Below are 15,647 nucleotides of genomic sequence, written 5' to 3'. Positions count from 1 at the left end.
GTCTTTGCCAACTCACTACAACAACTCAGAGGATTTGGCATGCCGGAAACGTCGGTTATTCAGCAAAACAGTATCGGGGCTGCTCTAAACCGCAGCGCTCGAAAATATTCTCACCAGCTGGCGCTGGTATTTGGCGAGCGCCAATGGCGCTATCAAACGCTCAACCAGGCAGCCAACCGCGTAGCCAATGGCCTGCTGGCAGCCGGGCTTACGCCAGGTGATCGGCTGGCGGTGTATGGCAAAAACTCTGATGCCTATGTCATCGCCTGGCTTGCCGCTGCTAAAGCGGGGTTGGTGCATGTGCCGATCAATTTCGCTTTAAGCAGCGATGAGCTGCGCTATATTCTTGACCAGTCGGGGGCAACTGGCCTGCTCAGCGATATCAGCCTCGCCGACAAAGTAAGTGCCGCGACCGAAGGCTTGGATCTAACCATGATGGGCACCCTGCATGCGGATCAGGGGCGGGATGCGAAAAGCTTTGATGTACTCGCTCATGCAGTTTCAGGATCCAGTAGTGAAGCGCCCAATAGTGAAAAGAGTAGCGAAGAGCCCAATGTGACGGTCGACGGTGCCAGCCTTGCTCAATTGCTCTATACCTCGGGCACCACCGCCGCGCCTAAGGCCGCGATGATGACCCATCAGGCACTGATGGCCGAATATATGGCTTGTATGGTTGAGCTGGATATTAAAGGCAGCGACGCCATGCTCGCCGCGCTGCCGCTCTACCACTCAGCACAAATGCACGTCTTTCTCATGCCAGCACTGTTGCTCGGTGCGCCCGTCTATTTGCTAGAGGCGCCGCTTCCCGAGCTGTGTTTAAGCGCTATAGCTGATCACCAGATCGCGTCATTTTTTGCCCCGCCCACGGTCTGGATCAGCCTGTTGCGCCACGCTGAATTTGATCGCTTTGATTTAAGCGCTCTAAATAAAGCCTATTACGGTGCCTCGATTATGCCGGTGCCGGTACTGGAAGAGCTTCAGCAGCGTATACCGGGCGTCGGGCTCTATAACTGTTATGGGCAGAGCGAAATAGCGCCCTTGGCGACCGTGCTGCGCCCTGAGGAACACGCTGAGCGCCCAGCGTCCGCCGGGCGGCCCATTTTGACGGTGGAAACCCGCATCGTCGATCTTGAGATGAACGATGTGCCGCCCGGCGAGCATGGTGAAATCGTCCATCGATCACCGCAGCTCATGAACGGGTACTGGGATAAGCCGGCGATGACTGAAGAAGCCTTCCAGGGCGGTTGGTTCCACTCAGGGGACGTGGGCTACTTCGATGAAGCGGGCTATTTGTACGTTGTTGACCGTATCAAGGACGTGATCAATACCGGCGGCGTGCTGGTGGCTAGCCGTGAAGTAGAGGAGGGGCTATTCAAGCATCCGGCGGTCTCCGAAGTGGCGGTGATCGGTCAGCCCGACGAGAAATGGATCGAGGCCATCACGGCGGTAGTTGTATTGAAAGAGGGCCAAGAGGCAAGCGAGGAGGAGCTGATCCATCACGCAAAAACGCTGATGGCGCCTTATAAAGTGCCTAAACACATCCTCTTTGCCGATGCGCTGCCCAAAAGTACCGCAGGCAAAATCCTTAAACGCCACCTACGTCAAGACCTTAAGGGGTAAGCATGGACGCGCAAACAACCGACCTGTTTCACGCCATGATCAAACGCTGCCTAAGCCAGGAGGTTGCCCCGTACTACGATGAGTGGGAGGCAGCGGGTGAAATGCCGCGCTCACTGTGGCATGCATTGGGCGCTGCGGGGCTACTCGGCATTGACCTTGACGAACAGCACGGTGGTTCAGGGGCTGATATCGCCATCACCCAGCTGGCGCTGGAAGAGCTCTCCCGCCAGGGGTTTGGTGGCCTTGCCAGTGCCTATAATATCCACGCCAATATCGTTATGCCCTACCTGCAGAACCTGGGGACAGCGGCGCAATGTGAGCGTTGGCTACCTGCCATGGCCCGTGGTGATGCGCTTGGGGCCATCGCCATGACCGAACCCCATGCGGGTAGTGATCTTGCTTCAATGAGAACTAGGGCGAAGCGCACTAGCGATGGCTGGGAGTTAAGCGGTAGCAAAATCTTTATCACCAACGGTCAGTTTGCCGACCTGGTCATCGTATGTGCCAAAACCGATCCTTCCGCCGGGTCAAAGGGCGTGTCACTGTTTTTGGTTGACACCCACTTACCCGGCTTTTCGCGGGGTAAACCGATTAAAAAGATCGGCCAGCACGCCAGCGACACCGCCGAGCTTGCCTTTGATCAAATGCAGTTGCCCCATGAGGCGCTGCTGGGTGAGGAGGGCGCCGGGTTCCGCTACCTAATGCAGGAACTGCCCCGTGAACGCCTGGGTGTTGGGGCACAGGCGCTGGGCGCCGTGGAGGGAGCGCTGGCGCTGACGTTGGAGTACGTACAACAGCGCCAGGCGTTTGGACAGCGGGTGGCGGATTTTCAAAATACCCGCTTTACCCTGGCAGAGATCAAAGCCCAGCTGGACGTGGCCCGTGCCTACTTTGAGCACTGCGTCGAAAAGTACCGCCAGGGCACCATGAGCAGCACGGATGCGGCGATTTTAAAACTGCAGCTCAGCGAACTGCAGTGCCAAGCGGTGGATCGCTGCCTGCAGCTATTTGGCGGTTACGGCTACACCCACGAGTATCCCATTTCACGCTTTTATCTGGATGCCCGAGTACAAACGATCTATGCCGGCAGCTCAGAGATCATGAAAGAAGTTGTCGCCCGCTCGCTGCTAGGCAAAGTGGCTTAGCAAGACGATGCGTTTGAACACAGGAGAGAGCCATGCGGTTGGATGATGTAGTGATTTTAGGCGGCGCACGAACCGCGATCGGTAGTTTTGGCGGTTCGCTCTCAACCAAGGCGCCGTTTGAGTTGGGGGCGATAACCGCCAAGGAGGCGTTGCGCCGTGCTGGCGTTGAGGGCGGAGATATCGATCACTCGGTCTATGGTCACATTATTACCACCGGCCCCCAGGATGCCTATCTGGCGCGCCATATTGCGCTCGAAGCTGGGGTGCCGAAGGAGGCGGGGGGCTTCAACGTCAATCGGCTGTGTGGTTCAGGTGTACAGGCGGTGGTCTCAGCCGCCCAGCAGATTGCCATGGGCGACAGCCGCTTAGCGCTGGCAGGTGGCGCGGAGTCGATGTCGCGTGGTGCCTATTTGCTGCCGCCCCAGGCGCGCAACGGCGTACGTATGGGTGATGTAAACGTTCAGGATTTAACCCTGGGCATCTTGAGCGATCCCTTTGGCAGCGGCCATATGGGCTGCACCGCCGAGAACATCGCTAAACAGTATGGCCTAAGCCGTGAGCAGCTGGATCAGTTTGCCCTTGAGAGCCATCAAAAAGCGGCGCGTGCCATCGCGGAAGGCCGCTTTGACGATCAAATCGTAGCAGTGGAGGTCAGTCGTGGTAAGCAAACAGCTCTTTTTTTCCGCGATGAGCATGTACGCGATGGCGTCCAACTTAGCGATTTGGCGCGGCTCAAGCCCGCCTTCCAAAAAGATGGCATGGTGACCGCAGGCAATGCCTCGGGTATCAACGATGGTGCAGCCACGTTAGTGCTTGCCCATGCCGATGAAGCCACACAGCGGGGCTTAGCGCCCAGAGCGCATCTTCGTGTTGCCACAACAGCAGGCGTTGAGCCAACGCTAATGGGCCTTGGTCCGATTCCGGCGGTGCAACGCTGCCTCCAACAGGCGGGGCTAAGCATTAACGATATTGACGTGATTGAGTCCAATGAAGCCTTTGCTGCCCAAGCTCTGGCGGTGGCCGACACGCTAGGTTTTCCGTTAGAGAAACTAAACCCTAACGGCGGCGCGGTTGCCTTGGGGCATCCGGTGGGGGCCACGGGGGCTATTCTGATTCTCAAAGCGCTACACGAATTGGAACGTATTAACGGTCGCTACGGCTTGATAACCCTGTGTATTGGTGGTGGGCAGGGCATCGCCCTGCTTATCGAGCGCGGCTGATCCGATTTGATTACCACAAGAACACGTTTAAAGGAGTGTTTATGCCTTCAGTAACCCCGAAAATTTTACCCGCCACGGCCTCTGCGACGAACCCCGCTTTAATGATTGGCGACCTGCTGGAGGCAGGTGTGCGCATGGCAGGCGACAATCAGATTGTCTACCGGGATCAGAGCCGTCACAGCTACGAGCGTTTTCGTGAGAGAGTGCACCAACTGGCCCATACGCTGACGTCACAGGGCGTACAAGCCGGTGACGTGGTAGCGGTGCTGGATTGGGATAGCCACCGCTATCTGGAGTGCTTTTTTGCCATTCCAATGATCGGCGCGGTACTCCACACGGTGAACGTGCGCCTGGCTCCGGAGCAAATCCTCTACACCATGGAGCATGCCGAAGACGTTTTCGTCATCGTGCACGAAGAGTTTGTGCCGCTGCTTGAGCCGCTGGCCGATAAGCTGCCCCAAGTACGTGGCTATCTGCTGTGTCAGGAGGCTCCGCAAACAATCGATACCACGCTGCCGCTGGTGGGCGAGTTTGAAGCGCTATTAAGCCAGCAGCCCATTCACTATGACTTTCCCTCCTTTGATGAAAACGCCGTCGCCACACTGTTCTATACCACCGGCACTACGGGTAACCCCAAAGGGGTTTTCTTTACCCACCGCCAGTTGGTGCTGCACACATTGAACGAGTCTAGCGCTTTCCAGGCGCCCGGTTTTGAGCTGCTCAACCGCGACAAGGTCTATATGCCCATTACCCCCATGTTTCACGTTCACGCCTGGGGAGTGCCGTATACCGCCACGCTGATGGGGGCTACCCAGGTCTACCCTGGCCGCTACGAGCCGGAAATGCTGGTCAAGCTGCTGGTTAGCGAGAAGGTCGACTTCTCCCACTGCGTTCCCACCCTGCTCAACATGGTAGTCAGCGCCGAGGCGATTGCCTCAAAGCAGGTCGACCTCTCCGGCTGGAAAGTTTTGGTCGGCGGCAGTGCGTTAACCGAGTCGCTAGCGAGCAAGGCATGGGCGTTGGGGATCGACACTCGCAGTGCATATGGCATGTCGGAAACCTGCCCGCTACTCACTGCCGATATTCTACCGCAGGATATCGGCGACGCTGATTTTGAGACCCAGCTACCCTGGCGCTGTAAAGCGGGCCTGCCGATACCATTGGTTAAACTGCAAGTGGTTGATGCGGACGGCGAGCCGCTACCCAATGATGGTAAAAGCGTTGGCGAAGTGCGTGTTCAAGCGCCTTGGCTGACCCAGGCCTACTACAAAGAGGAGAAGTGCAGTGCGGAGCTATGGCGCAACGGCTGGCTGCACACCGGGGATGTGGGCTCCCTTGATGAGCGGGGCTTTTTGACCATTAGCGACCGCATAAAAGACGTGATTAAAACCGGCGGTGAGTGGCTCTCGTCGTTAGAGCTGGAGAGCTATATCAGTCAGTGCCCAGGTATTGCCGAAGTGGCGGTGATTGGGGTCGCGGACGATAAGTGGGGAGAGCGTCCTGCTGCTTTAGCTGTCCCAGTGGATCTGAATAACCCGCCCACTACTGAAACTGTCCAGGCGTTCTTAGAGCAGTTTGTGGCTCAAGGAAAGCTCAACCGCTGGGCGGTTCCCAGCATGATTCGCTTCGTCGATGAGATACCCAAAACCAGCGTGGGCAAGCTGGATAAAAAACGTATTCGCAGCGAAATTTAGATACTCTTAGGATTACTCCTTCACAACTGCTCATCCACAGGGTACGAGGGCAGGTTGGAGCGAGGGTCTTTTTCCATGGATGGAAAAAGTAGCGTCCACGGATGGATTCACAGCGCCCTCGCGGAAACCTGCCCGCGGCACTGATGCCTTCATTCAGGTAACTGCTATAGCTTTGCACGATCAGAGAGCATTTCCCGCCGTGCGTGCTTTGCGATACGCGGCGGGGGAGTTGCCTGTCCAGGTTTTGAAAGCTCGGCTAAAGCAGGCTAGATCCTCGAAGCTCAACGCCTCCGCGATGCTGATCAGCGGCTTCTCACTGCAGGTAAGAGCCTGAATCGCTACATCGCGGCGGTACTCATCCTTGACCGCTTGAAAGTGAGTGCCCTCCCTTTTGAGATGCCGCGCCAGTGTACGTGGGGACATATGCAACGCATCAGCGACGCTTTGCACTGTGCCGGAAGTGGTCAGGTGGCGTGCGAGGTGTTCGCGCACCCGGTGGGTTAGCAGGCGATCTGCAAACGACACATAGAACCAGTCTGCCGGGGCGCGCTTTAGAAAAGCGCCCAGGTGTTTCTTGGTCTGCCGAATAGGGTGATCAAGGAAGTCGCGGTCGATATAAATTGCGGTTTGTGCCTGTTCAAAGCGCACCGTGCCGGGGTAAAAATAGAGATAATCAGCGCTGTGTGGCGGCTGGGGGTAAGCGCACTCCATCAAAATAGGCGGTATTTTACGCGCAATCATCCACGACGCGATGCCGTGAAACAGCTTGAGCATCAGCTCATGAATCAGAGTGCGGCTGCCCAGCAAGGGCGCATGCTCTACTAGCGCCATGCGAGCGAAATCGCCTTCGAGCGTAAATGCATAGCCAAAGTCGTCGAGAAGAATACGGAAAAACTGCGTATAGCGGTGCAGTGCCACCTGCAAATTGGGCGCATCCAGCATGCTTAAACACAGCAGCTTCAGGGTGCCTCCCCGCAATGGGCGGGAAAAAAAGCCGGGCGTTTCGTCGTCCAGTTCGTTCACCAGCCCGCGATACAGTTCGGCAAACTGCTCAACCGTGACGCGGCCATGGGGGGCCGAAAGTAAAAAGGGAGAAATACCCGCCCGTTCCAGGTAGCGTGTGGGCGATGTTGAGCTGTTGGGTAAGCCTTTAAACAGCTCATTTACAAAATGCATCGAGACGGTCACCGTCACGTTCAGCCCGCCTTTAAAAGTCGTTTTTTGGTTGAGATATTGTCGTTGCTGGCAAAACGGTATCACGCTGGTGATTTCCGCTCTACGATTCACCTCTATATGGTTCCCCCTCCTGGGCCGCTCATGCGTTACACTGTGCGCCTCACGATTTAGGAGGACACCGCGTGACCCTGTTACGACTCGAACAGCTGCAACTCGCCTACGGCACCCATGTACTACTCAATCGCGCCGACCTGACGGTTGAAAAAGGCGAACGGCTGGCGCTGGTCGGGCGCAACGGCACCGGCAAATCCACTCTGCTGAAGCTGGTAGCGGGGGATATCCTTCCCGATGATGGCTCAATCTGGCGAGCACCTGGCCTCAAGATAGGCGTGCTGGCTCAGGAGTTGCCCGAGTCATCTGGCCTGACCATTTTCGATATGGTCGCCCAAGGTCTGCCGGAAGCTGGGGAGCTACTCTCCGAGTACGACCATCTTATCAATGATCCAGACCCTGATATGGATCGCATGGCGACCCTGCAAACGCGTCTGGAAGCCATTGATGGTTGGTCTTTCCACCAGCGTATCGATACCGTGCTGACCCGCTTGGGCCTGCCCCCAGCGGCTGAGATGAGCTCGCTCTCCGGTGGCTGGCGGCGCCGGGTGGCGTTGGCGCGTGCCCTGGTCGCCGAGCCTGATTTACTGCTGCTCGATGAGCCCACCAACCATTTGGACTTAGACACCATCGCCTGGTTGGAAGAGCAACTGCTGGCGTTTAATGGCGCGGTGCTGCTGATTACCCACGATAGGGCGTTTCTTTCCAAACTGGCCACCAATATTCTGGAGCTGGATCGCGGCCAGCTAGGTCGCTATCCCGGCAAGTACGAAGAGTACCAGGCCCGCAAGCAGCATGAGCTTGAAGTGGAAGCCCGGGAGAACGCCGAGTTCGATAAAAAACTTGCCCAGGAAGAAGCCTGGATTCGTCAGGGCGTTAAAGCCCGGCGTACCCGTAACGAGGGCCGAGTGCGCGCGCTGGAAGCGATGCGCAACGAGCGGAGCCAGCGCCGCGAGCGCCAGGGCAATGCCAACCTGACGGTGGATCGCGGTGAGCGTACCGGCAAGCGCGTTGTGGAGCTGCAAGGCGTCACCCAGCGGTTTGGTGACGAGGTGATACTGCGCGATATCAACCTTGAAGTACTGCGCGGTGACCGTATTGGCTTCCTGGGTCGCAACGGTGCGGGCAAGACAACCCTGCTGAAAATCCTGCTGGGGGAATTGGAACCCAGTGAAGGCAAGGTACAGATGGGCACCAACCTGAAAGTGGCCTATTTCGACCAGCTGCGCGCCGGGCTTGAACTGGAAAAAACCGTTTACGACAACGTTGCCCAAGGCAGCGACCGGGTCAGCGTGGGCGGTAAAGATCGCCACGTGATGAGCTACCTGCAGGACTTTCTGTTCACCCCCGAGCGGGTGCGCCAGCCGGTGAAAGCGCTCTCCGGTGGCGAGTCCAACCGCCTGCTGTTGGCCAAACTGTTCACGCAGCCAGCTAACGTGCTGGTGCTCGATGAGCCGACCAACGACCTCGACATGGAAACCCTGGAGCTGCTTGAAGAGCTGCTGCTCGATTTTGATGGCACGCTGCTACTGGTCTCCCACGACCGAACCTTTATGGATAACGTGGTGACCAGTATGTTGGCGTTCGAAGGCGATGGCGTTGTGCGTGAATACGTGGGTGGCTATACCGACTGGATTCGTCAGGGGGGCAAGCTGCCTCCAGCACCTTGGGAAGGGGCGGCGCGTCAGCGAACCGAACCCACCTCAGAAGCCCCCAAAAAAGTGGCTGAAGCACCTGCCGCAACGGCCAAGAAAAGCGTCAAACTCTCGTATAATTTGCAGCGTGAATTAGATGCACTGCCCGCCGAAATCGAGCGTCTTGAGGGGAAAGTAGAGGCGCTGGAGAGTGAAATCGGTGACCCAGCGTTTTATCAGCAGGATGCTGACGCCGTTACGGCTAAGCTGCAAACGCTTGAAAAGGTGCAGAAGGCATTAGAAGTCGCGATGGAACGCTGGATGGAGCTGGAAGCGATGGCTGCTGGCGAATAAGCTATAAAACGTTAAAAGGCGCCGTATGGGCGCCTTTTTTGTAAGCAATACAACGCAGTAGATTATTCGTCGCTTTTTTCGCCTTTTTTACCCACGCGTACCGCGAGGACATCGCATTGGGCGCCGTGAAGTACGCCGGTAGAGGTTGAGCCGAGCAGAAGGGCGAAGCCGTGGCGGCCGTGGGAGCCCACCACGATCAAATCTACACCGTGTTCTTCAGCAAAACGGTGGATTTCGGTGTCGGGCATACCCACCACGACGTGCTGGTCAGCCTCGGCAATATGTGGGGCGGCGATTTCGGCTAAACGTTTTTTGGCGTGTTCATCCAATTGATCCTGGATGCTGGTCAAGTCCATGGGGATATCGCCGCCGTAGGCAAACCCCAGCGGCTCCAGGGTATGCATAATGGAGATTTTGGCTTGATCGTTGCGCTCTGCGATCGCAACGGCACGTTCCAGAATCTTGTGGGAGTCTTTGGTTAAGTCAACGGCAACTAAAATGTGGTGATAGCTCATGGCGTATCTCCTTGGCAGTAGGTAACAAAGAGGTTCTTTGTTCAATGACCGTTACTTTAGATGGCGTGTCCTGTTTTAACAATGACTTGAGTCAAAACAGCGACCTGAGTCATGGTTTTTAGAATAGTTTATATAGTGTGGCTTATGTGGGAGGAAATGTAGAGATGGAATGGTTAATTATCGTGTTTATTATGCTGTTTGTCATTGCGCCGGTGATGTGGCTAAAGCCTAGCCCGCGTCAAAAACGCCAGCAGGCGCTGCGCACTCAAATCGCTAAACAGGGCGTCAGCATTAAACTGGAAAAGCCGCCACTACACCATTTTAGAGGTACCATGCCAGCTTATCGCTGGCACTATCCCCAGGAAGGGCCGGGGCCTGATTTTCTATTGGTAAGAGACAGCAATGCCAGTGAAGCCTTAACGCCATTTCATGCTGGCTGGCGCTGGCGGATAGCCCCTTTGCGGCCTTTACCTGATGCCGCCACAGCAGCGTTAAAAACACTGCTTGAACGCTTACCGCAAGACGCCTTGGTGGTGCAGTCAACCCCTTATGCATTGACGCTTTGGTGGTGGGAGTCGCAAACCGCGGAGCGATTCGCGACCTACCTACCTGAATTTCAGCAACTGCGGGAGGCGCTGCGTGGTCGTGCCGACCAGCCTTTCAGCCAGCCGTTAAAGGGCACTGAGAAGTCGTCTTCCAAAGTAAGCGATCAAGATACTGGGCTATCCTGATCCCGTGCTTGTATCGCTAAGCCGTTGGATTCAATCACCGCCAACCATTCGTTGAGTTGTTCGAGGTTCTCTTCGCTTAAGCCAGCGAACATCTCTTTGCGCGCTTGTTGCGCAACGCTGTCGATCTGTTCCAGCAGCGGCATAGCGGCAGGGGTAAGATAAATCCGCTTGCTGCGACGGTCGTTGTCGCAGGCTCGACGCTCAACTAAGCCTTGTTCTTCGAGCTGGCCCAAGGTGCGAACAAGAGAGGGCGCCTCAACGCCAATCGCACGGGCGAGATCGCACTGTGGATGGCCTTCGCCAAGACGCCACAGGTGATACAGCGTCACCCAGCGTGTTTGGGTTAATCCCAAGGGCGCCAAGCGGCGATCCAAGATGGAGCGCCATAGGTGGGGCAAGCGTGCGATGCGAAATCCAATCGTTGAAGCCATAGGTAACTAGCTGCCAATAAATGTGAGTAGTCGAATTGTCATAAGCTACGCCGCTGAATGCAAGGCGCTTAAGCCTTCAATCTTCCGGTCGCGCCTCTTCATCGTTAGGTCGACCCGGCACGAACCGCCGTAAGTTTAATCCACTTAGACCACTGGCGCGTATCTCTCCATCTGCCAGCGTGGCTTGCTGAGCATCGTCTGAGACCTCAAAACGTATTAATCCCAAGCGCTGGCCAGTACCTGTCATGATATCAATGCGCCAATCGCCGCTAGGGTCTTCGGGAAAGTTTTGTTTGTGGCTCCATGCGCGGTAACCCTGCTCGCGTCCGCCATCGATATTAAGCTCCACAACATCCATTGGCACACCATTGTGATGCCAGGCATGGGTAATAGTTTCACTTAATCCACGCGGTGCCCGAATAGCGGTGTAAACATAAAGGCCATTTTCGCTGATGGCTTGCGGCGTTAACGCCATTGAGCCTTGGGGCAGGCGCTGCTCAACATTAAAGCCAGGAGAGAGCGCGCTACTGGTCATCCAGAGGCTGGCAGGCGGTACCCATATACGTCCAAGCCAAGCCCCGTAGGCGAGTAGCAGCGTCAACACAAAAAAAGCGCACCAGCGTTTGAGCGAGCGTTGCTTAAGCAAGTGCCAAAAACTCGGCAAGGCCACCAGAATGGTAATCCCCAGGGCCAGTAGCAGACTCTGGCCGGTGGTAAGGTGCACCATGATGGGGAGTGTGACCAGTAGTACCAGGAAGACGCACTGGGCATGAAAGACGAAATAGAGGCTGCGCCAGCGCTCCGCGACTTTGAAGTAGAGAGGATCGATAATCGACAGTATTGCCATGCCGCCCACCAGTAGCGCAAACAGCGTTTGTCCGCTATTCCACACGGTAGTGACTAAGATAAACGGCAGGGTGAAGAAAAGTGTCTCCTGGTGAATCATCTGGGCAATAAAGGTGGTTACGCCCCGGGTTGGTGTGGGGTGGCCCCGGCGCGACAGCCAGCGGCTGATCAAACCTTCCGAAAGCAGTAGCGTCCAGGCAAACAGTAATCCCAGTGCCAGCGCTGCGCCTAACCATTGTTGGCGATCAACTAAAAAGAAGCTGCTTAGCCCGGCAGCAAAGGCCATCGGAGGCCAAAGCCAGCTCCAGGGTTTGAGGCGTTCGACAATGCGTTCAATTCGCCGCTGAATGGCTTCAATACGCGTAGGCGTGAGCAGTGCGCCCATAACAAGATAACCTGCAAAGTAAAAGGAAGCGCGATTCTAACAGGCTGTCAGGCTTAACGCTGATCTAGTGTAAATCCGTGCTTCTGGCGTGATCCGTTACATTCATTAAGACGACGCTGTAGGAACAGATGCCGGAGAGCGCTGGTCTCAGTAAATAAGCAAATTAGCCAAAAGTCTGGGCTTGACGTTATCAGGCAACTCAACCAAGCTAAGGCAATCAAACGACCGTATGAAAGTCGTGTGGAAGCCGTATGAGAAATGTGGCGGGTTCTCTTTTCAGAGCCAGCCCGAAAATGTGGAGAGAGCGCGGATGATCTATCAAGGCAACGCCATCACGGTGACACGTCGTGACACCCCGAATGGTAATGATATCGCAATGCTCACTTTCGATCTGAAAGATGAGTCCGTCAACAAGCTTTCCAGCGCGGTGGTCGCAGAGCTGGGCGAAGCAGTAAAAGCCATACAAGCTGAAAATAGCTTAAAAGGCTTACTTATTGCGAGCGGGAAAGACGTGTTTATCGTGGGCGCCGATATCACCGAGTTTCACAGTCTATTTGATAAAGGCGAAGCCTACCTTGAGGAGATGAACCTTAAGGTTCACGATATTTTTAACGCTATTGAAGATCTGCCGTTCCCTACGGTAACGGCGATCAATGGTCTGGCGCTGGGTGGTGGCTGCGAAGTATTGCTGACCACCGATTTTCGCGTGATGAGCGACAAAGCCAAGATCGGCTTGCCCGAAACCAAGCTCGGCATCCTGCCTGGTTGGGGTGGCTGCGTGCGTCTACCGCGCATTATCGGCGCCGATAATGCCATTGAGTGGATTGCCGGTGGCACCGAAAACCGTGCCGATGCCGCGCTAAAAGTGGGTGCCGTAGATGCGGTGGTGACGGCTGAACAGTTGGAAGAGGCCGCACTGGATATTCTTGACCGTGCGAATGCCGGTGAGCTGGATTACCAGGCCCGCCGTGCTGAAAAGACCAGCCCACTGAAGCTCAACCCGATTGAGCAGATGATGGCGTTTGAAACGGCGAAAGGCTATGTCGCTGGTAAGGCGGGGCCCCATTATCCGGCGCCGGTTGAAGCGATCAAAGTGATCCAAAAAGGCGCAGGTGAAGAGCGTGGCCGTGCCCAGGCCATTGAAGCCAAAGCTTTCGCCAAACTGGCGCTAAGCAGCGTAGCGTTTAACTTGGTGGGTCTGTTCTTGAACGACCAAGTGGTCAAGAAAAAAGCCAGCAAGTATGAGAAACAGGCGCAGCCGGTTAAGCAAACGGCCGTGCTGGGTGCGGGTATCATGGGCGGTGGTATCGCTTATCAGAGTGCCTCTAAAGGCACGCCGATTCTGATGAAAGATATCAAGGATGATGCCATTGAGCTGGGCCTGAAAGAAGCCCGTAAGCTATTTGCCAAACAGGTGGAGCGCAAAAAGCTGACCACCGAGCAGATGGCGGAGAAGCTGACTAATATTCGTCCGACGCTCTCCTACGGAGATTTTGGCAATGTCGATCTCGTTGTCGAAGCGGTGGTTGAAAACCCCAAAGTCAAAGACGCCGTACTGACCGAAGTGGAAGGGATGGTGAGCGAAAATACCATTCTCACCTCGAACACATCGACGATTTCCATCAACCGCTTGGCGCAAAACCTCAAGCGGCCGGAAAATTTCTGCGGTATGCACTTCTTCAACCCCGTACACCGCATGCCTCTGGTAGAAGTCATCCGTGGTGAGAAGACCTCGGATGCCGCCGTTGCTGCCACCGTGGCCTACGCTCGGGCAATGGGCAAAACGCCGATTGTGGTTAACGACTGCCCCGGCTTCTTGGTCAACCGGGTACTCTTCCCTTACTTTGGCGGCTTTAGCTTCCTGGTTGAACAGGGTGCTGACTTCCAGCACGTCGATAAAGTCATGGAGAAGTTCGGCTGGCCCATGGGCCCGGCTTACCTGCTGGATGTGGTTGGTCTGGATACTGCCGTTCACGCCAATGAAGTCATGGCGGAAGGCTTCCCAGATCGGATGGCCCGCGACGGTAAAACCGCTATTCAGGTCATGTATGACAACGACCGTTTAGGCCAGAAGAACGACAAGGGCTTTTACGCCTACGAAGAAGACAAGAAGGGTAAGCCGAAGAAAGTCACTGACGAAGCGGCTTACGCTTTAGTTAAAGAGGTGGTGAAAGAGCATAAAGAGTTTTCCGATGAGGATATTATCGCTCGTATGATGGTACCGCTCTGCTTGGAAACCGTGCGCTGCCTGGAAGATGGCATTGTGGCCACGCCAGCCGAAGCAGATATGGCGTTGATCTATGGCATCGGCTTCCCGCCTTTCCGTGGTGGTGCGCTGCGCTATATCGACGCCATGGGCGTTGCAGAGTTCGTCAAGCTGGCGGAAGGGCTAGCTGAGGAGTTGGGCCCGCTTTACGCGCCCACCGACAAGCTGCGTCAGATGGCTCAGAATAACGAGCAATTCTATTCCAGTGACAACTCTGCCACCCAGGCCTAACCACCACGCACAGGAGATATAAGATGAGTTTGAATCCGAGAGACATTGTGGTGGTAGACGGTGTTCGTACCGCCATGGCGAAAGCCAAAAATGGTGCTTTTCGTAACGTACGCGCAGAGAATCTCTCTGCTGCGGCTATGCAGGCGCTGTTTACCCGCAATCCTAATCTAGATCCTTCTGAAGTGGATGATGTGATCTGGGGCTGTGTGAACCAGACGCTTGAGCAGTCGATGAACATTGCTCGTAATGCGGCGATTATGACCGGCATTCCGCGCTCGGTGCCCGCGCAAACCGTTAACCGTTTGTGTGGCTCTTCAATGACGGCGCTGCATATCGCCGCCGCCAATATCAAAGCGGGTATGGGCGACTTCTTTATCATCGGCGGCGTTGAGCACATGGAGCACGTACCCATGGCCCACGGCGTTGACGTTAACCCGGCGGCCAGCAAATACGCAGCCAAAGCAGCGATGATGATGGGCCTAACCGCTGAACTGCTGGGTAAAATGCACGGCGTTTCCCGGGAAGAGCAGGATAAGTTCGGCGTCCGCTCTCACCAGCGCGCCCAGGCGGCGATGGAGAAGGGCTACTTCGATAACGAAATCATCGGCGTCGAAGGTCACGACCAGCGCGGTTTCAGGGTGATGGTGACGCGGGACGAGGTTATTCGTGGCGACTCCACCCTGGAGTCCATGGCGAATCTGAAGCCGGTATTTGATCCACGCAACGGCACGGTCACAGCGGGCACCTCCTCGGCGCTTTCCGTGGGTGCCTCGGCAATGGCCGTGATGAGCTACGAGCGTGCTCAAGCGTTGGGCTTAGAGCCTATTGCGAAGGTGCTCTCTACTGGCGTAGCCGGTTGTGATGCTTCAATCATGGGCTATGGTCCGGTACCTGCATCTAAGAAAGCGTTGAAAATCGCTGGCCTTTCAGCGGCGGATATTCAGACCGTTGAGCTCAACGAAGCCTTCGCCGCTCAGGGTATCCCGGTATTGAAAGATTTAGGCTTCTTGGATTCGCTAGATGACAAAGTTAACTTGCACGGTGGCGCTATTGCGTTAGGGCACCCGTTAGGTTGTTCGGGCTCGCGTATCTGCACAACGCTGCTGAACGTTATGCAGCAGCGCGATACCACCCTGGGCTTGGCAACCATGTGTATTGGCATGGGGCAGGGTGTTGCGACGGTCTTTGAACGACTGAAATAATCCCCACACGCTTCATCGCTTTGAATCGGTACTAGAGAACGGCACCTTAACGTGAGGTGCCGTTTTTATTTGCAAAGCCCCTATTC

The 15,647-nt window shown here is 55.8% G+C and carries 12 protein-coding genes; 8 read left to right on the top strand and 4 right to left on the bottom strand.

Going from position 1 to position 15,647, the window contains the following annotated elements; genetic code table 11:
• The first annotated feature begins 39 nt into the window (after positions 1-39).
• Genes SR894_RS12370 through SR894_RS12355 form a run of 4 tightly spaced genes read left to right on the top strand, consistent with a single transcriptional unit; the run spans position 40 to position 5,679 of the window.
• Positions 40-1,620 (top strand): fatty acyl-CoA synthetase, encoded by a 1,581-nt coding sequence (locus tag SR894_RS12370; RefSeq protein WP_133732692.1) that lies wholly within the window; start codon positions 40-42, stop codon positions 1,618-1,620.
• Between the two features lie 2 nt (positions 1,621-1,622).
• Complete coding sequence (locus tag SR894_RS12365; protein ID WP_133732691.1) at positions 1,623-2,765, top strand: acyl-CoA dehydrogenase family protein; 1,143 nt, start codon at positions 1,623-1,625, stop codon at positions 2,763-2,765.
• Between the two features lie 32 nt (positions 2,766-2,797).
• Positions 2,798-3,985: a beta-ketothiolase BktB gene (gene bktB / locus SR894_RS12360; protein ID WP_133732690.1), complete on the top strand. Its 1,188-nt coding sequence runs from the start codon at positions 2,798-2,800 to the stop codon at positions 3,983-3,985.
• Positions 3,986-4,026: 41 nt separating this feature from the next.
• A complete protein-coding gene (locus SR894_RS12355; protein ID WP_223288164.1) occupies positions 4,027-5,679 on the top strand; it encodes a fatty acid--CoA ligase in 1,653 nt (550 codons plus the stop codon).
• A 180-nt stretch (positions 5,680-5,859) separates the two neighbouring features.
• On the opposite strand, the gene SR894_RS12350 is transcribed toward SR894_RS12355, so the two are convergent.
• Positions 5,860-6,873, bottom strand: coding sequence for an AraC family transcriptional regulator (locus SR894_RS12350; RefSeq protein ID WP_133732688.1), 1,014 nt, complete (start codon positions 6,871-6,873; stop codon positions 5,860-5,862).
• A 164-nt stretch (positions 6,874-7,037) separates the two neighbouring features.
• On the opposite strand from SR894_RS12350, the gene SR894_RS12345 reads away from it, so the two are divergent.
• A complete protein-coding gene (locus tag SR894_RS12345; RefSeq protein WP_223288163.1) occupies positions 7,038-8,954 on the top strand; it encodes an ATP-binding cassette domain-containing protein in 1,917 nt (638 codons plus the stop codon).
• A 62-nt stretch (positions 8,955-9,016) separates the two neighbouring features.
• Here the strand turns inward: SR894_RS12345 and SR894_RS12340 are convergent, their stop codons facing one another.
• On the bottom strand, positions 9,017-9,469 hold the full coding sequence (locus SR894_RS12340; protein WP_088699659.1) for a universal stress protein: 453 nt from the start codon (positions 9,467-9,469) through the stop codon (positions 9,017-9,019).
• 164 nt (positions 9,470-9,633) lie between these two features.
• Between SR894_RS12340 and SR894_RS12335 the strand changes: the two genes are divergently transcribed.
• The gene (locus SR894_RS12335) at positions 9,634-10,200 is read left to right on the top strand and encodes a hypothetical protein (RefSeq protein WP_022522963.1); all 567 of its coding nucleotides are present in this window, start codon (positions 9,634-9,636) and stop codon (positions 10,198-10,200) included.
• Here the strand turns inward: SR894_RS12335 and slyA are convergent.
• Entirely contained in the window at positions 10,179-10,631 is a 453-nt protein-coding gene (gene slyA / locus SR894_RS12330) for a transcriptional regulator SlyA (RefSeq protein ID WP_022522964.1), read from the bottom strand. The two genes, SR894_RS12335 and slyA, sit on opposite strands and share 22 nt — an antisense overlap.
• Positions 10,632-10,707: 76 nt before the next feature.
• Positions 10,708-11,862 (bottom strand): DUF5924 family protein, encoded by a 1,155-nt coding sequence (locus tag SR894_RS12325; RefSeq protein ID WP_133732686.1) that lies wholly within the window; start codon positions 11,860-11,862, stop codon positions 10,708-10,710.
• 310 nt (positions 11,863-12,172) lie between these two features.
• Here SR894_RS12325 and fadB point away from each other — a divergent pair, with 310 nt between their 5' ends.
• Together fadB and fadA are read left to right on the top strand one after the other, a co-directional pair.
• Entirely contained in the window at positions 12,173-14,359 is a 2,187-nt protein-coding gene (gene fadB, locus SR894_RS12320) for a fatty acid oxidation complex subunit alpha FadB (RefSeq protein WP_133732685.1), read from the top strand.
• Positions 14,360-14,382: 23 nt separating this feature from the next.
• Positions 14,383-15,561, top strand: coding sequence for an acetyl-CoA C-acyltransferase FadA (gene fadA / locus SR894_RS12315; protein WP_133732684.1), 1,179 nt, complete (start codon positions 14,383-14,385; stop codon positions 15,559-15,561).
• Positions 15,562-15,647 lie beyond the last annotated feature (86 nt).

The organism is Vreelandella neptunia (assembly GCF_034479615.1).
Taxonomy (GTDB): Bacteria; Pseudomonadota; Gammaproteobacteria; order Pseudomonadales; family Halomonadaceae; genus Vreelandella; species Vreelandella neptunia.
The sequence above is the reverse complement of the archived record's forward strand: the minus strand, read 5'-3'. Positions and strand labels throughout refer to the sequence as shown.